Genomic DNA, 14,453 nt, shown 5'->3' with positions numbered 1-14,453 from the left:
AACTGCGAGCCCCGCATCAGGGAGTCCCTGGTGCGGGGCTCGCTTTGTCTGGGTGGCCGCGCCAAACTGTTCGAGCCCGCCCGCAACCGGAGTTCGTGCATGTCCGCCCGTGAACCCGCGATCGACGCCCGACCGGCGATGTTCCGCAATCACCCGTTCGGTTTCATCCTCAGCCTGGTCCTGATCCCGGCTTTCGGGCTCGGCCTGCTGATCCTGCTGTGGTGGTATCTGCAGACCCGCTCGGTGCGCCTGCGCATCGATGCCGACCAGGTGCATCTCGAGCGCGGTCTGTTGTCGAAGTCGCATGTGGATCTGGATATCGGCCAGATCCGCACGGTGAAGGTGGACCAGAGCTTTTTCGACCGCATCTTCCGGGTGGGCCGCATCGCGGTGTACACCACTGGCGACAACCCGGAGTTCCGGGTCACCGGCATCCCCGACCCCAACCGCGTGCGCGAGTACGTGCGCGGTCGCCGCGAGGCCCTGGCATGAGCCGGAGTGATCGCTCCGACAGCCGCCTGGCGCTGCGCATCCTGCTGGGCACCTCGGCGCTGGTGGCGTTGCTGGTGGCCCTGCTGGTGCTGGCGGCGGCGGTCTCCCTGCCGGGGCTGTCGGACTGGGTGGCGCTGACCTTCGACGACGGCATGGGCCTGAAGAACGCCGCGCTGGTCGCGGCCATCGTGTCGGTCCTGATCTCGATCGTGTTTGCCCTGGCCGCCGGCGAGGGCCTGATCGGGGAACTGCAGTTCATGATCCCCGGCTTTTTCCTGTTCTTCGTCTTCTTCTGGCTGATGCTGGCCTGGATCTTTTGATCCCGGCCGGTGCACCGTGCATCCTGCGTTTCCTTCTCAATCCCCGGAGCCCCGAGCGTGACGACCGACGCGGACAACGAATCCAATCCCCAGCACCACCTCACCCTGCGGCCGACCCGGATCGAGGACTACGAGGACATCCGCGAGATCATGGAGCGGGTCTATCACGACCTGGACGGCGCCTGGAGCGAGGCGCAGTTCCGCTCCCAGGTGAAGCGTTTTCCCGAGGGCCAGATCTGCATCGAGGACAACGGCAAGGTGGTGGCCGCGGCGATCAGCCTGATCGTCGAATACAAGCGCTTCGGCGATCACCACAACTACTGGCAGATCACCGGCAACGGCTTCCTGACCACCCATGACCCGGACGGCGACACCCTCTACGGCGTGGACATCTTCGTGCATCCGGACTATCGCGGGCTGCGTCTGGGACGGCGGCTGTACGACGCGCGCAAGGAGCTGTGCGAGAAGCTGAACCTGCGGGCGATCGTCGCCGGCGGGCGCATCCCCGGCTACGAGCAGTACCGCGACGAGCTGACCCCGCAGCAGTACGTGCGCCGGGTGAAGAACCACGAGATCACCGATCCGATCCTGACCTTCCAGCTGGCGAACGACTTTCACGTCCGCAAGATCATCACCAACTACCTGCCGGACGACGAGAAGTCCGGGGCCTACGCCACCCTGATCGAGTGGCTTAACATCTACTACGAGGAGAAGGAGAAGCTGATCGGCGGTAGCCGCTCGGACGTGCGCATCGGCGTGGTCCAGTGGCAGATGCGCCCGACGGTGGATCTCGATGCCCTGTTCCAGCAGGTGGAGTACTTCGTGGATGCGGTCTCCGGCTACCGCGCGGATTGCGTGCTGTTCCCGGAATTCTTCAACGGCCCGCTGATGGGGGCGTTCAACCAGGACTACCCGGCCGAGGCCGTGCGCCGCCTGGCCGAATACACCGAGGCGGTGCGCGAGGAAATGGTGCGCCTGGCGCTGGCCTACAACATCAACATCGTGGCCGGGTCGATGCCCGAATACACCGACGACGTGCTGCGCAACGTCTCTTACCTGTGCCGCCGCGACGGCACCTGGGACCGCCAGTACAAGGTCCACGTGACCCCCGACGAGGTCTCCTACTGGGGCCTGCAGGGGGGCGACGAGGTGCATGTCTTCGATACCGACTTCGGCAAGATCGGCATCCTGATCTGCTACGACGTGGAATTCCCCGAACTGCCCCGGGTGATGGCCGATCATGGCCTGCAGATCCTGTTCGTCCCCTACTGGACCGACACCAAGAACGCCTACCTTCGGGTGCGGCGCTGTGCCCAGGCACGCGCCATCGAGAACGAGTGCTACGTGGTGATGTCCGGCTCGGTGGGCAACCTGCCCAAGGTCGAGAACATGGACATGCAGTATTCCCAGGCCGCGGTCTTCACCCCGTCCGACTTCGCCTTCCCGCATGACGCGGTGGCGGCGGAGGCGACCCCGAACACCGAGATGACCCTGATCGTCGATCTTGACCTGGACAACCTGAAGGAGCTGCGCAACCACGGCTCGGTGCGCAACCTGCGCGACCGCCGACGGGATCTCTACTCGGTCAAGTGGAAGTCCAAGCCGGTATAGCCCGCGCGGATAAAACGTGAACGCGTTCCGGTTGCCCGTTGGCGGCCACTGGCATCGGCGCGCCCGGCAACTTAGTCTTGTGCGTACAGGGAGGACCGGACACGGCCAGAATGCGGCGGGTGACCGGGGTTCGCGCCGTCGCCAGGCGGGCGCCAGATAGTCAGGGGACAGCATGAGCGACCAGATTCCGGATCCGAAACGCACCGCGATTCTCGTGGTGGATGACTCCAAGGTCATCCGGGTCGCGTTGCAGCGCATCCTGCAGGACCAGCACACGGTCTACGAGGCCGCCGATGGCGAGCAGGCCCTGGAGCTGCTGCAGCAGTATCCGGATATCGGCCTGGTGCTGACCGATCTCTCGATGCCGGGGATCGACGGCCAGGATTTGCTGCTCCGTGTGCGCGATGGCATCGAGAATGTCCCTGCCGATCTCCCGGTGGCGATCGTGACCGGCCAGGAGAGCGACGAGGCCGCCAGCGACGAATGGCGTTCGCTGGGCGCCAGCGCCGTCCTGATGAAGCCGTTCGTGCCGACCCGTGTGCGCGAGGTGGTGGCCGAACTGCTGCCGCCGCCCCCGGAGCCCGCGAGCGCCGGCGCGGAAGTCGATACCGCCGAGGCCGCGGCGCTGCGCGAAGAGGTCGAACGCCTGCGTCGCGAGCTGATGCTGCGCCAGCAGTCCGCCAACGAGCGCGAGGCGCAGAAGGAACTGGAGCGCCTGCGCAATGCCCTGGGCGAGGCCCGCGATGAGTCCACGGCGGCCTTCCAGCGCGCCGAGGAACGCGAGCGCGAGATCGAGACCCTGCAGGCCCGGCTGGAGGAGACCGAGACGGCGCTGGCCGAGGCGCGGGCGCGCGACGAGGAGGCCGCGGCCGCCGGCGAGCAGGCCGAGGCCCGCGAGGCCGAACTGGCCACGCTGCGCGCGCGGGTCGAGGAGCTGGAGGCCGAGGAGGCCGGGGCACCCGCGGCGGCCAGCGAGGCGACCGAGCAACTGCGCAGCCGGGTGCGCGAACTGGAGGGCGAGAACGTTCGCCTGGATCATGACCTGGTCGAGCTGGAGCGCCAGCGCGACGCGGTGCAGAAAGAGCTGCAGGACGCGCGAGCCGAGGCCGATCGCCTGCGCCGCGAGCGCAATCAGCAGTGCGAGCGGGCGGCCGCCGCGGAGAAGGCCCAGGCGGAGGCGGAGCAGCGCTGCGCGGACACCGGGGACTCGGCGGCGGATCTGGGCGAGCGCCTGGTAGCGCGCGAACAGGAACTGGCCGAGTCTCAGCAGCGCAATCAGGAGCTGCGTGGCCGTATCCGCGATCTGGAACACGCCCTGACCGGACACAGCACCACGGCGGCCGCAGAGCCCGAGCGCCCGGCCGATCCCGAGGGGTCGGTCAAGGCGGAGCCGGAGGACCGCCTGCGCGCGCCAGCGTCAGACCCGCCGCACAGGCGTTCCGAGCGCCTGGGGCGCCGGCGCTGGTTCCGGGTGGCCTTCGTGGGAGTGCTGGCGGTTGTGGTCGCCCTGGGTGTGGCGATCTACCTGCGTGGATACTGACGTCGCCGGAGGGCCCGGCGATTCGATGAGTTGTTGGGAGGTGGCGGGCCCGGGTGACCCGGGGCCCGCCGGGGGCATTTCCTACTGGTGGCGGTCGCGCAGTACGCCCAGCAGATGGTTCCAGGAGTCGTGGTCCGCGCGGGCGTCATAGCCCACCGGCATGCCGAATTCCTCGGCAATGGCGTCGGCCCCGGGGTTGGTGAAGCTGTGCTTCACCCCGGAGAATTCCACCACGGTGTAGCGCGCCTCGGCATTCTGCATCTCGTCCTGGAAGCCGGCGATCTGTTCCGGCGGGATCATCGGATCCGCGGTGCCGGTGAAGCTGAGCAGTTCCGCCGTGACCTTGCCGGCCTCGGCCGGGTGCTCGGTCCCCAGGCCGCCGTGGAAGCTGGCCGCAATGTTCAGGTCCATCCCGGCGCGTGCAGCCTCCAGGGCCACAGTGCCACCGAAGCAGTAGCCGACCGCGGAGGGTGCGGCATCGGCCGCCGCATCATGCGCGCGCAGCCAGTCGTAGGCGGCCTGGAAACGGCCCAGCATCAGATCGCGGTTCTCGCGGATCTCGCCGGCGAATTCACCGGCGGTGGAGGGGTGGTCGGCCAGCTTGCCGCTGCCGTACATGTCCAGGGCGAAGGCCGTGTAGCCCTCGCGGGCGAGTTGCTCGGCGCGGTCGCGGGCGTAGTCGTTGTGGCCCCACCACTCGTGGATGACCAGGACCGCCGGATGCGGGCCGTCGCCTTCGGGGTAGGCGAGGTAGCCGGTCATCTCGTCACCGTCGTGGTCGTAAGCGACCTCTTCGGTCTGGATGCCGGCGAAGGCGAGGCCGGGCAGGAGTCCGGCCAGCAGGACGGCGAGCGGCGCGAAAGCGGGTTTGGCGAACATCGAACACCTCCTTGATCGTCGAATCGACTCTCGATAGACCCGGACCCTCGAGTATGGTTCGTTGCCCCGCCGGGTTACAACGATCGGGACAGCGGCTACAGTAGAGACGTCCGGGCCGTGTCAGCGCGCCGGCCCGGGAACAGGACGAGTGGGGCGAAGCGATCGGCGCTTCGCTCCGGCAAGAGGATCCATCCATGTCCGAGCGTTCCGCCAACGATTCCCTGGAGGCCCGGGTCCAGTCGGCCGACAAGCTGCTGGCGATGCCGCAGGTGGTATTCGAGGTCGCGCGTCTTCTGGAGGACGACAACGCGACCGCGGTCCAGATCGCGAACAGCCTGAGCCGCGACCCCGGCCTGGTGGCCCTGGTCCTGCGCATCGCCAATAGCCCCGCCTACGCCCCCGCGCGGACCATCGACTCGGTGGACCGCGCGATCGCGATGCTGGGGCGCGATGCCCTGCAGCGCCTGGTGGTGGCCAGTGCGATCACCCGCGCGACGGCCAGCATCCCCGATCAGGAGCGCCTGCCGCTGGAGGTCTTCTGGCGGCATTCCGCCTACTGCGCGGTGATCGCGCGTCAGCTGGCGATGCGGGTGCTGCCACGCCAGGCCAGCGGGATCTTCCTGGCCGGTCTGCTGCATGACCTGGGCAAGCTGCTGCTGTTCTCGCAGTCGCCGGAATCGGCCCATCGGGCCTTCCTCTCCAGCCTGGATGTCGGCGACGGGCTCAGCCCGCAGGGTGCGGAACGTGCCCAGCTGGGGTTTGATCACGCGGAGCTGGGCGGGGCCCTGGCCGAGCACTGGGGACTGCCGGAGCTGCTGGTCGATTGCCTGGCCGGTCATCATCAGCCCATGCAGGCGCCGGAGCGCCACCGCACCGCCGTGATGCTGGTGCACCTGGCCAATACCGGCGCCCATCTGGCCGAGATCGACTCGCGCGACTGGGCCGACGCCCCACCGGTGGACCCGGCGGTCTGGGAGGCCCTGCACCTGGCCCCCGAGGTCCTGCTCTCCGCCGTGGAGGAGGCCCAGCACGAGGTGCTGGCGGTGCAGGACCTCTGCGATCCGGCGCACGACGCGGAGCCGCGCGCGTGAGAGCGTGGCGTGAACCCGCGCCGGCCTCCGGGGTCGGAAGCATTATGTCGATGTCCGCCTGTATCAACCCGGGTCTGCGCGTGTGGTTCGCGGCCGGCCTGCTGTTCCTGCTGGCGGGCTGCGCCGGGGTGCCGGCGTCGCTGGCCCCGTTGCCGGCCGCGGCACCGGATCGCGAGCAGGTGCTCGCCGACCCCGAGGCGGTGAAGGGCGAGGTCGTGGTCTGGGGCGGGGTGATCGCGGCCATCGAGAACACCGACGGCGGCACCCGGCTGGAGGTGGTCGCCCGCGAGCTGGATCGTCAGGGCCGCCCGCGGGAGGCTGACCGCTCCCCGGGGCGCTTTCGCGCGGTCAGCGGCGGCTTCCTGGACCCCCAGGTCTACGCCGAGGGCCGCGAGGTCACCGTACGCGGCGTAATCCAGGGCACCGAGGAAGGCAGTATCGGTGACTACGCCTATACCTTCGTGACCCTGCAGGCGGATGCGGTGTACCTGTGGCCACGCCGGCCGCTGCCGTCCGGGCGGTATTATCGCGACCCGTTCTACGACCCCTTCTACGATCCGTTCTACAGCCCCTGGGGCCCGCGTTACGGGGTCTACGGGCGTTATCACCCGCATCCGTGGTACTGGTGAGTATGTCCCGATTCCGGTTTCCCCTGGCAGCCCTGCTGCTGCCCCTGTTCCTGATCGCCTGTGCCTCCGGCCCGCTGGAGGCGCCTGACGACCCGTCCGTGCAGGTCGAACCGCGGGCCGTCACGGCGGACAGCCTGCCCGCCGACGAGCAGGTCTGGGGCGGCGTGATCGCTCGGGTGGACAATCGCGCCGAGGCCACCTTCGTCGAGGTGGTTGGCTACCCACTGACTCGCCAGGAGCCGCAGACTCGGCAGTCCACCACCGGGCGCTTCCGCCTGCGGGTGGACGGTTTCGCCGACCCGGTGGACTATCGCGCCGGTCGCCGCATCACGGGCGTAGGCACGGTTACCGGCGTCGAGGAAGGGCGGATCGGTGAACTGGACTACGTCTTCCCGGTGCTGGATGCCCACTCGGTGCATCTGTGGCCGGAGCCCGACCCGCCGCGTTCATCCGGCGGCGTGCGCTTCGGCATCGGGATCGGTATCGGCCTGTAGCGCGGGACCGGGTCGTCCCGGCGCGCGGGCACAACCATTCGAATTTGTCTGGGAGGTTCCATGCGAGCAGTGGTGTTTGACGAACCCGGCACCGCCGAGGTCCTGCGCCTGGACGAGGTGGCGGAACCGGCGTTGACGGCCCCCGACCAGGTCCGTGTCCGGATGCTGGCCGCCGGCGTCAATCCGGTGGATACCAAGGTGCGCGGCGGCGGCATGATCGTCCCCGGCGCCCCCCGCAACACCCCCGGTTGCGATGGCGTCGGCATCGTCGAGGAATGCGGCAGCGCGGTACACCACGCGCGGCCGGGGCAACGTGTGGCCTTCTGTTTTGGCGGGGTCGGCGCCGATCCGGGTACCTACGCCGAGCAGGTGGTGGTGCCGGAGGCCGCGGTGGTCCCGGTGCCCTCGGCGGTGTCCGATATCCAGGCCGCGGCCCTGCCGCTGACCTGGCTGACCGCGTGGGAGGCCCTGTTCGAGCGGGCCGATCTGCAGCGCGGACAGAGTGTGCTGGTGCATGCGGCGGCCGGTGGCGTGGGCCAGATGGCGGTGCAGATCGCGCGTGCGGCTGGCGCTCGGGTGCTGGGGCTGGTGCGGCGCGACGAGGCCGCCGCCATTGTCACGGCCCTGGGCGTGGATGTCGCCGATCTGCGCAAGCCGGACGCCGGGGAGGCCATTCGCCGGTACACCGATGGCCAGGGCTTCGATGTCGTGCTGGATACCGTGGGGGGCGAGACCTTCCGCGAGGGCCTGGCCCAGGTGGCCTATGGCGGCGACCTGGTGACCCTGCTGGCACCCCCGGCGGATGTCGACTGGAACCCCGCGCGGTTGCGCAACCCGAGTATCAGCCTGGAACTGATGCTGACCCCGATGCTGGAGAACGATCGCCGGCGCCTGAAGCACCAGGGGACCCTCGTGGCCGAGGGCCTGGCCCGGCTGGCCAGCGGGCGGTTGCAGGTCAATGTCGAGGACACCCTGCCCCTGGCCGAGGCGGCCGAGGCCCACCGCCGCATCGAGGCCGGCGGCCGCCGCGGCAAACTCGTCCTGCGCATCCCCGAGTAGGTGTTGGATTTACCACGAAGCACACGAAGAAAGACAAAGGGCGGATTAACCACGGAGGGCACAGAGTTCACGGAGAAAGGACCGGTGCTTTCAGCTGCGTTGGTTCGGTTCCGCTGTGAGTCTTATGTCCGGTGACCGGCCGCCCTCCAGAGGGCGTTCTCAACCCAAGTAATGCCTTTCTCCGTGTCCTCTGTGCCCTCTGTGGTGCAAGCGCCCTTGACCTTGCCCTTCTTCGTGCCTTCGTGCCCTTCGTGGTGAGATCAATCAGCCCTTGCTAGCCGCCGAAGAGGTGGCTGAAGACGCGGGCGCCGCCGATGTAGGTGCCGGCGGCGGAGCCCAGGGTCGTCAGCAGGAAGACCAGCAGCACGCGCGAGACGCGGTTGCGCCACCAGCCGCGCGGGGTGGTGGTGTCCTGGCGCAGGCTGGCGAAGTCGGAGACCCGGGGCTTGCGCAGGAACAGCTCGGCCGCCGCCGCGACAAAGCCCACCCCGATGGTGGGGTTCAGCGAGGTCAGCGGGGCGGCCAGGGCGGCGGTTAGCACGGTCAGTGGGTGGGCCAGCGCTACGATCGCGCCGATCGCCGCCAGGCCGCCATTGATCAGGACCCAGTCGGTGACCATCTGCACCCCGATGTCCGGGTTGCGCGAGAAGCCGATGGCGAAGCCGGCCAGGATGACCCCGATCACCACCCACGGGATGACCTTCGGCCAGCGCGCCTTGGGCGGGGCCTGGTCGAGCGCCTCGAGGATCGCGTCTGGCGGGGTCAGGTGATCCTCGGCCTGTTCGGCAATCCCGGGCAGGTGCCCGGCCCCGACCACCGCGAGGATGCGGCGGGTGTCCGGGTTGGCCGCGAGCCGGCGCAGGTGGGCGGCCATGTAGTGGTCGCGCTCCTCGATCAGCGTGCGGTAGAGATCCTCGGACTGCTCGGCAAACTCGCTGAAGGTGGACTCCAGCATGTCGCCTTCCTTGAGCCGCTCGATCTCCGATTCGTCGATCTTCTCGCGCGACAGCACCGAGCCGAACAGGCCGCCGATCAGCCCCATGCGCTCCCACCAGCGTACGGCGCGGTAGGTGCGGCGCAGGGTCAGGCCGATGTCGCGGTCGATCAGGGCCAGCAGCAGGCCGCGGTCCAGGGCGCCGTCTATCGCCGCGCGCATCTCGGCCCCCGGCTCGATGCCGTACTGGTCGGCCAGGCGTTGCTGGTAGGCGCCCAGCGCCAGGCTGGCGGCGATCATCGGGGCCTGGCCCTTGCGCATCACGCTGAACAGGTCCATGCGGCCGATGGCATCGGGATCCAGCATGGCTCGCTGGCGGCTCTCGCACAGCTCGATGGCGACGCTGTCGAAGGCGCCGGTGTCCACCAGCGCGCGCACCTTGTCGGCGCTGGCGCGCGAGACGTGCGCGGTCCCCAGCACCACGACCTCGGTGTCGCCCAGCTGCAGGACGCGGTGGGGTTCGTCGGCGATCAGTTCCTGGACGGCGGGATTCATGCGTGGCGGGCTCTTGCTCCGGTGGGCGGGCGTATTCTACGGCGAATGCGTGCGGCCCGCAGCGCCGGAAGGGGGCGTTGCGGGGAGGTGGTCAGGGGGCCTCGGGTTCGGCTTGCGGCACGTCGGCGGGCGGGGTCGCCTCGTCGGTCGCGGGCAGGGGTTCCGGCACGCGCAGGCTCTCCAGGCGCTCGATTACCCGCAGGGCGCGCTCGTGGGCGGTGATCAGTCCGGCGTGATCGGGGGCCAGGTCGAGCCCTTCCTGCCAGTGCTCCAGGGCCTCTTCGATGCGCCCGGCGGAGTAGTGCCCGCGCCCCGCTTCCAGCAGTTCCTCGGCGCGTGCGTCGCGGCGTTCGCGCCATTCCTCGCACAGCACGCGGTGCGCCCGCTGCGCGGCCTGGTCCGGGCCGGAGGCGTCGGCATCGGGGGTGATCTCGCTGCGGCACCAGCGCGCGGCCGTGGCCAGGTCGTCGGCCTCCAGGGCCTGGCGCAGGCGTGCGTTGATGGTGGAGCGCGGGACCTCGTCCTCGACCGCGGGGGCCTCGGCCTCGCGCAGTTCCTGCTCCAGTTCCGCGATGCGCCGCGCGCGTTCCGAGGCGGGTGCCAGGTTCTGGGCCAGGCGCAGCAGCTCCAGGCGTTCCTCGCCCTCGGTATCCGCGGCGTAGCCGTCCAGCGACCGGGCCAGGGGGTCGCGGCGCTGGGCCAGGCGGTCGGGATCGTCCGGCAGCTGTTCGCTGCGCCGCACCAGCGGACGCATCACCTCCAGCAGGCGCAGCTGCTGGACCAGGGCGCGGGCCTCGAGGATGTCGTGGCGTTGTTCCAGGGTCTGCAGGCCGACTTGCCGCTGGCGCTCGAGTTGCTCGATGTACTGGCGCCGTTCGCTGGCGGGCGGCAGCTTCTGCTCGGCGTCCTCGAGGATCTCCAGGGCGCGGGCCACGGCGCCCTCGGCCGAGGCGGCGCGCGCCTCGTCCATGGCCGCGGCCGCGGCGGTCTCGGCCGCGCGCTCGATTTCCTCACGGCGCTCGGTCCATTCCGCTTGCGGTTCCGGCTCGTGCTGCTCGATCAGCTCCAGGGCGCGCTGGTAGTCGCCGGCCTCCAGCGCGCGCTCGATGCGCTGCTCCGGCGGGGCGAAGGGGTCCAGGGCCGCGCAGCCCTGGACCAGCAGGACCGCCAGCAGGATGCCCGCGAGCGGGAGGAGGCCGCCGCGTGTGGTCATGCGCGGTCCAGGACCCGGGTGACCGGAACGGCCTCGCTGACGCCGTGCAGCTCGTGGGTGCCCCAGTCTTCGGTGCGGAAGTGTCCCTTCACCTGCTCGTGCTCCATGAATGCGGCGGTCGTGACCAGCCCGCCGGGGGGCGCGACCGTGACCAGGCGGGCGGCCAGGTTGACGGTGTCGCCGACTACGGTGAACTGCATGCGGTCCTCGGCCCCCATGTTGCCGGCCAGCATCTCGCCGGCGTTCAGGCCGATACGGAATTCCACCCGGGTCTCGCCCCGGCGTTCGCGTTCGGCATTGATCGAGGCGACGGTTTCCAGCAGGGCCAGGCCGGTTTGCACAGCGGTCAGACGGTGGTTGCCGGCGTCCGTCCCGAGGCCGAAGACCGCCATGGTACAGTCGCCCATGTACTTGTCCACCGTGCCTCCGTGACGGGCAATGCATTCCGACATCGGGCCGAAGAATTCGTTGAGCATCCGGCCCAGGGCCTCCGGGCTGCAGCGCTCTGACAGCGCCGTATAGCCCTGGATGTCGGCAAACAGGACCGAGCCCTCCACCGCGCGCCCGCCCAGCTCGACCCGGTCCAGGTTCTCCAGGATGTCCTGGGCGATGGCGTCCGATACGTAGCGGCGCAGGGCGGCCTCGACCTGGTCCTTGCGCAGCAGGTCGCGCGCCATGTCGTTGAAGGCATCGGTCAGCTGGGCGATCTCGTCCTGGCGCACCATGGGCAGGGGGTTGCCCTCGGCGTCCATCGGCCGGAAGCGCGAGCGCATGCTCTCGGCCAGGCGTTCCAGCGGCCGCACCAGGCGCTTGCTGATGTCGATCGCCAGCAGCAGGCTCAGCAGGAAGACCCCGATGGCCGTGGCAATCCCGGCATTCAGGGTGTTGCGGATGAGTTCCTGCATGGGCGAGGTGTCGATATAGGCCTCGATGTAGCCCACCTGCACATCCTGGAAGAGGACTTCGCGGCGGTACGGTTCCACCGTGGGCGCCAGGGGCCACACGCCGTCGGTGAGAGACTGCTCCGGCGGGGTTCCGGCACGCGCGACCTGGCCGCGATCGATCGCGTAGGCGGCGATGGATTCGACCCGCCCCTCCTCCACCAGCGAGTTCAGCAGGGTCTCCAGGGTCAGGTAGTCCTCCGCCAGCATCAACTCGGCCGAAGTGCGCGCGACCGGCGCCACCGTGATCTCGGCCTGGGCGCGAATCTGGTTGTCCAGCACATTGCTGACCTGGTTCAGCACCACGGCCGACAGGGTCACGATCCCGGCCAGCGTAAGCCCGGCGATGGCCGCCACGATCTTCCATGCGATCGGCAGATAGCGGGGCGTGAAGTCGGCCCCGCCGACATTCAGGCGGGCGCTGACACCGCGCTTGCGCCGCCCGATCACGAGGCATCCTCGCGTGGTGCGAGCCAGGGGGCCAGCCAGGCCCGCCAGTCGGCGAGCAGGGCGGAGGAGCGGGCCGCTACCGCGGAACGCTTGGCCAGGGAGCGACCGAACACCGGGCGGCCCCCGAGGTCGCACATGGCCCCGCCCGCGCGGGCGAGCATCAGTCCGCCGGCCGCGCTGTCCCAGGGGGCCTGTCCGCCATGCAGGTACAGATCGGCGCGCCCGGCCGCCAGCCAGGCCCACTCCAGGGCGCAGGCCCCGAGGTTGCGTTGCGACCGGAACGGGGCATGGCTGGCCAGTTCGCGCGCCAGTGGGGCGTCCAGCCGCTTGTAGTCGACCAGGGCGATGGCGCGTTTCAGCTCCGGGACCGGTGGTCGCCGGGCCGCCGGCGGGGTGGCGGCGTTGAGCTCCAGCGCGGTGTCCTCGGTCGCGGTGAACAGTTCGTCGCGAACCGGGTCGTAGGTCGCCCCGTGGGTGACCCGGTCGCCTGCAATGCGGGCGATGGAGATGGCGAAGAAGGGCATGCCGCCGGCGAAATTGGAGGTGCCGTCGAGCGGGTCCACCAGCCAGAAGGCCGGGGCGGTCTCCAGGACCTGTGCCTGTTCCGCGCGCGCCTGCTCCTCGCTCAACACCGGTTCGCGCTGCCCGTGCAGTCGCAGCAGCTCGCGCACCCGGGCGTCCACCGCGTGGTCGGCCTCGGTGATCACGCTGCCGTCGGCCTTGTAGTCCACGTCGATGCCGGCTTCGAAGCGCGGCAGGAGTTCTTGCTGTCCGATCACGCGCAGACCCCGGGCGAGATCGGAAAAGGGGATGGAGGTGGCAGTCATGCAGCCCTGGCAACGCCGATTGCGGAGTGAGTGAGCCGGATGCGGCCCGGTCGGCCCGGGCGAACTCGGCTACGAATGTGCTTATCATACCGGTCCATGACCGGCTTGATCATAATCCTCGCCCTGGCACTGGTCGCGTTCTACGTGAATGACACCTGGCGGGCCAACGAGCGGGCTCGCCGGGTGGGGCGCCAGGCGTGTGAACGGGCGGGGGTCCAGCTGCTGGATGCGACCGTTGTGCGTACCGGTCAGCGCCTGACGTGGGGCGAGCGCGGCCTGGCCCTGCAACGACACTATCGCTTCGAGTTCTCCGCCGACGGGGCGGGCCGCCACCCCGGCGAGATCTCTCTGGAAGGTCGGCAACTGAAGCGTGTGACCCTGGACTGGCCGGATGGTGGTCGCGAGTTTCAGGGGCCGGAGCGCGACGACCCGAGCGCGGGTGGTCCGGGGTGACGCTGAACGAGCTGCGTTATGTGGTGGCCGTCGCGGATGCCCGGCACTTCGGGCATGCGGCCGAGGCCTGTCATGTCAGCCAGCCGTCGCTGTCGGTCGCGGTGCGCAAGTTCGAGGAGGAGCTGGGGGTCACGCTGTTCGAACGCGGCCGCGGCGAGGTCTCCGTGACGCCGGCGGGTGAACAGGTCATCGCGCAGGCGCGGCGGGTGCTGGCCGAGGTGGAGCAGTTGCGTTCGGTCGCGGTGCAGAGCCAGGATCAGCTGTCCGGCCCGCTGCGGCTGGGCGCGATCTACACCATCGGCCCCTATCTGCTGCCGGAGCTGATTCCGGCGCTGCGCGAGCGCGCCCCGCATATGCCGCTGGTGATCGAGGAGAACTACACCGCGCGGCTGCGTGAACGGCTCAAGCAGGGCGAGCTGGACGCGATCATCATCTCGCTGCCGTTCGAGGAGTCCGGGGTGGTCACCCTGCCCCTGTACGACGAGCCGTTCATGGCCGTGCTGCCGGCGGCGCACCCGCTGAAGGACAAGGATCCGCTGCGTCTGGAGGATATGGCCGATGCCACGCTGCTGATGCTGGGCGCGGGCCATTGCTTCCGCGATCAGGTGCTGGAGCGCTGCCCCGACTGCCAGCGGACCGTGACCGCGGACGGCAGTACGCCGCGCAACCTCGAGGGCTCCTCGCTGGAGACGATCCGCCACATGGTGGCCTCGGGAATGGGGGTCACCATTCTGCCGTGTACGGCGGTGGGGGCGGATCGCTATGCCCAGCGCCTGCTGGCCGTGCGGCGTTTCGAGGATCCGGCCCCCAGCCGCCGGGTAGCCCTGGCCTGGCGCGCCAGTTTCCCGCGCCCGGAGGCCATCGAGGCCCTGCGCCGGGCGGTGTTGTCGACCCCCCTGACCTGCGTCGATTTCATCCAGCCCGGCTCGGGTCAGGGCAACCCGGATTGACCCGCCCGCGGCGGG

The 14,453-nt window shown here is 69.7% G+C and carries 15 protein-coding genes; 10 read left to right on the top strand and 5 right to left on the bottom strand.

Translation table 11 applies throughout. The features are described from left to right. Positions 1 to 99 precede the first annotated feature (99 nt). The 4 genes from H609_RS0102170 (at position 100) to H609_RS0102155 (ending at position 3,963) form a co-directional block, all read left to right on the top strand. A complete protein-coding gene (locus H609_RS0102170) occupies positions 100 to 492 on the top strand; it encodes a PH domain-containing protein (RefSeq protein WP_018876895.1) in 393 nt (130 codons plus the stop codon). Further along, entirely contained in the window at positions 489 to 812 is a 324-nt protein-coding gene (locus H609_RS0102165) for a hypothetical protein (protein WP_018878480.1), read from the top strand. The genes H609_RS0102170 and H609_RS0102165 overlap by 4 nt, the downstream gene beginning before the upstream one ends. 57 nt (positions 813 to 869) lie before the next feature. Then, the gene (locus H609_RS0102160) at positions 870 to 2,423 is read left to right on the top strand and encodes a bifunctional GNAT family N-acetyltransferase/carbon-nitrogen hydrolase family protein (RefSeq protein WP_028484202.1); all 1,554 of its coding nucleotides are present in this window, start codon (positions 870 to 872) and stop codon (positions 2,421 to 2,423) included. Positions 2,424 to 2,595: 172 nt separating this feature from the next. After that, the gene (locus tag H609_RS0102155; RefSeq protein ID WP_028484201.1) at positions 2,596 to 3,963 is read left to right on the top strand and encodes a response regulator; all 1,368 of its coding nucleotides are present in this window, start codon (positions 2,596 to 2,598) and stop codon (positions 3,961 to 3,963) included. A gap of 81 nt (positions 3,964 to 4,044) precedes the next feature. On the opposite strand, the gene H609_RS0102150 is transcribed toward H609_RS0102155, so the two are convergent. After that, positions 4,045 to 4,842 carry a dienelactone hydrolase family protein gene (locus H609_RS0102150; protein WP_018866723.1) on the bottom strand — a complete coding sequence of 266 codons (798 nt, stop codon included), beginning with the start codon at positions 4,840 to 4,842 and terminating at the stop codon, positions 4,045 to 4,047. A gap of 194 nt (positions 4,843 to 5,036) precedes the next feature. On the opposite strand from H609_RS0102150, the gene H609_RS0102145 reads away from it, so the two are divergent. The 4 genes from H609_RS0102145 to H609_RS0102130 are packed head-to-tail and all read left to right on the top strand — an operon-like array spanning position 5,037 to position 8,115. Next, positions 5,037 to 5,933, top strand: coding sequence for an HDOD domain-containing protein (locus tag H609_RS0102145; RefSeq protein WP_018866724.1), 897 nt, complete (start codon positions 5,037 to 5,039; stop codon positions 5,931 to 5,933). A 44-nt stretch (positions 5,934 to 5,977) separates the two neighbouring features. After that, positions 5,978 to 6,562: a Slp family lipoprotein gene (locus tag H609_RS0102140; RefSeq protein WP_028484200.1), complete on the top strand. Its 585-nt coding sequence runs from the start codon at positions 5,978 to 5,980 to the stop codon at positions 6,560 to 6,562. A gap of 2 nt (positions 6,563 to 6,564) precedes the next feature. Next, positions 6,565 to 7,056, top strand: a complete 492-nt coding sequence (locus H609_RS0102135; protein WP_018866726.1) for a Slp family lipoprotein — start codon at positions 6,565 to 6,567, stop codon at positions 7,054 to 7,056. 60 nt (positions 7,057 to 7,116) lie between these two features. Continuing rightward, complete coding sequence (locus H609_RS0102130; protein WP_026280352.1) at positions 7,117 to 8,115, top strand: zinc-binding dehydrogenase; 999 nt, start codon at positions 7,117 to 7,119, stop codon at positions 8,113 to 8,115. A 274-nt stretch (positions 8,116 to 8,389) separates the two neighbouring features. Here H609_RS0102130 and H609_RS0102125 read toward each other — a convergent pair whose 3' ends face one another. The 4 genes from H609_RS0102125 to H609_RS0102110 all read right to left on the bottom strand — a co-directional run bounded on the left by H609_RS0102125 (position 8,390) and on the right by H609_RS0102110 (position 13,035). Then, positions 8,390 to 9,604 (bottom strand): TraB/GumN family protein, encoded by a 1,215-nt coding sequence (locus tag H609_RS0102125; protein WP_028484199.1) that lies wholly within the window; start codon positions 9,602 to 9,604, stop codon positions 8,390 to 8,392. A gap of 91 nt (positions 9,605 to 9,695) precedes the next feature. Then, the gene (locus H609_RS0102120) at positions 9,696 to 10,817 is read right to left on the bottom strand and encodes a hypothetical protein (protein ID WP_018866729.1); all 1,122 of its coding nucleotides are present in this window, start codon (positions 10,815 to 10,817) and stop codon (positions 9,696 to 9,698) included. Then, entirely contained in the window at positions 10,814 to 12,208 is a 1,395-nt protein-coding gene (locus H609_RS0102115) for an adenylate/guanylate cyclase domain-containing protein (protein WP_018866730.1), read from the bottom strand. Before H609_RS0102115 ends, H609_RS0102120 begins: the two co-directional genes overlap by 4 nt. Further along, positions 12,205 to 13,035 carry an inositol monophosphatase family protein gene (locus tag H609_RS0102110; RefSeq protein ID WP_018876901.1) on the bottom strand — a complete coding sequence of 277 codons (831 nt, stop codon included), beginning with the start codon at positions 13,033 to 13,035 and terminating at the stop codon, positions 12,205 to 12,207. The genes H609_RS0102115 and H609_RS0102110 overlap by 4 nt, the downstream gene beginning before the upstream one ends. Positions 13,036 to 13,131: 96 nt before the next feature. Between H609_RS0102110 and H609_RS0102105 the strand changes: the two genes are divergently transcribed. Both H609_RS0102105 and H609_RS0102100 read left to right on the top strand, forming a co-directional pair. Further along, the gene (locus H609_RS0102105; RefSeq protein WP_018866732.1) at positions 13,132 to 13,488 is read left to right on the top strand and encodes a DUF3301 domain-containing protein; all 357 of its coding nucleotides are present in this window, start codon (positions 13,132 to 13,134) and stop codon (positions 13,486 to 13,488) included. Beyond that, on the top strand, positions 13,485 to 14,438 hold the full coding sequence (locus tag H609_RS0102100; RefSeq protein ID WP_018876902.1) for a hydrogen peroxide-inducible genes activator: 954 nt from the start codon (positions 13,485 to 13,487) through the stop codon (positions 14,436 to 14,438). The genes H609_RS0102105 and H609_RS0102100 overlap by 4 nt, the downstream gene beginning before the upstream one ends. Positions 14,439 to 14,453 lie beyond the last annotated feature (15 nt).

It is taken from the genome of Thioalkalivibrio sp. ALE17 (assembly GCF_000425605.1).
In the GTDB taxonomy this organism is placed as follows: Bacteria; Pseudomonadota; Gammaproteobacteria; order Ectothiorhodospirales; family Ectothiorhodospiraceae; genus Thioalkalivibrio.
Note: the sequence above shows the minus strand (reverse complement) of the source record. Positions and strands in the feature narration are given on the sequence as shown.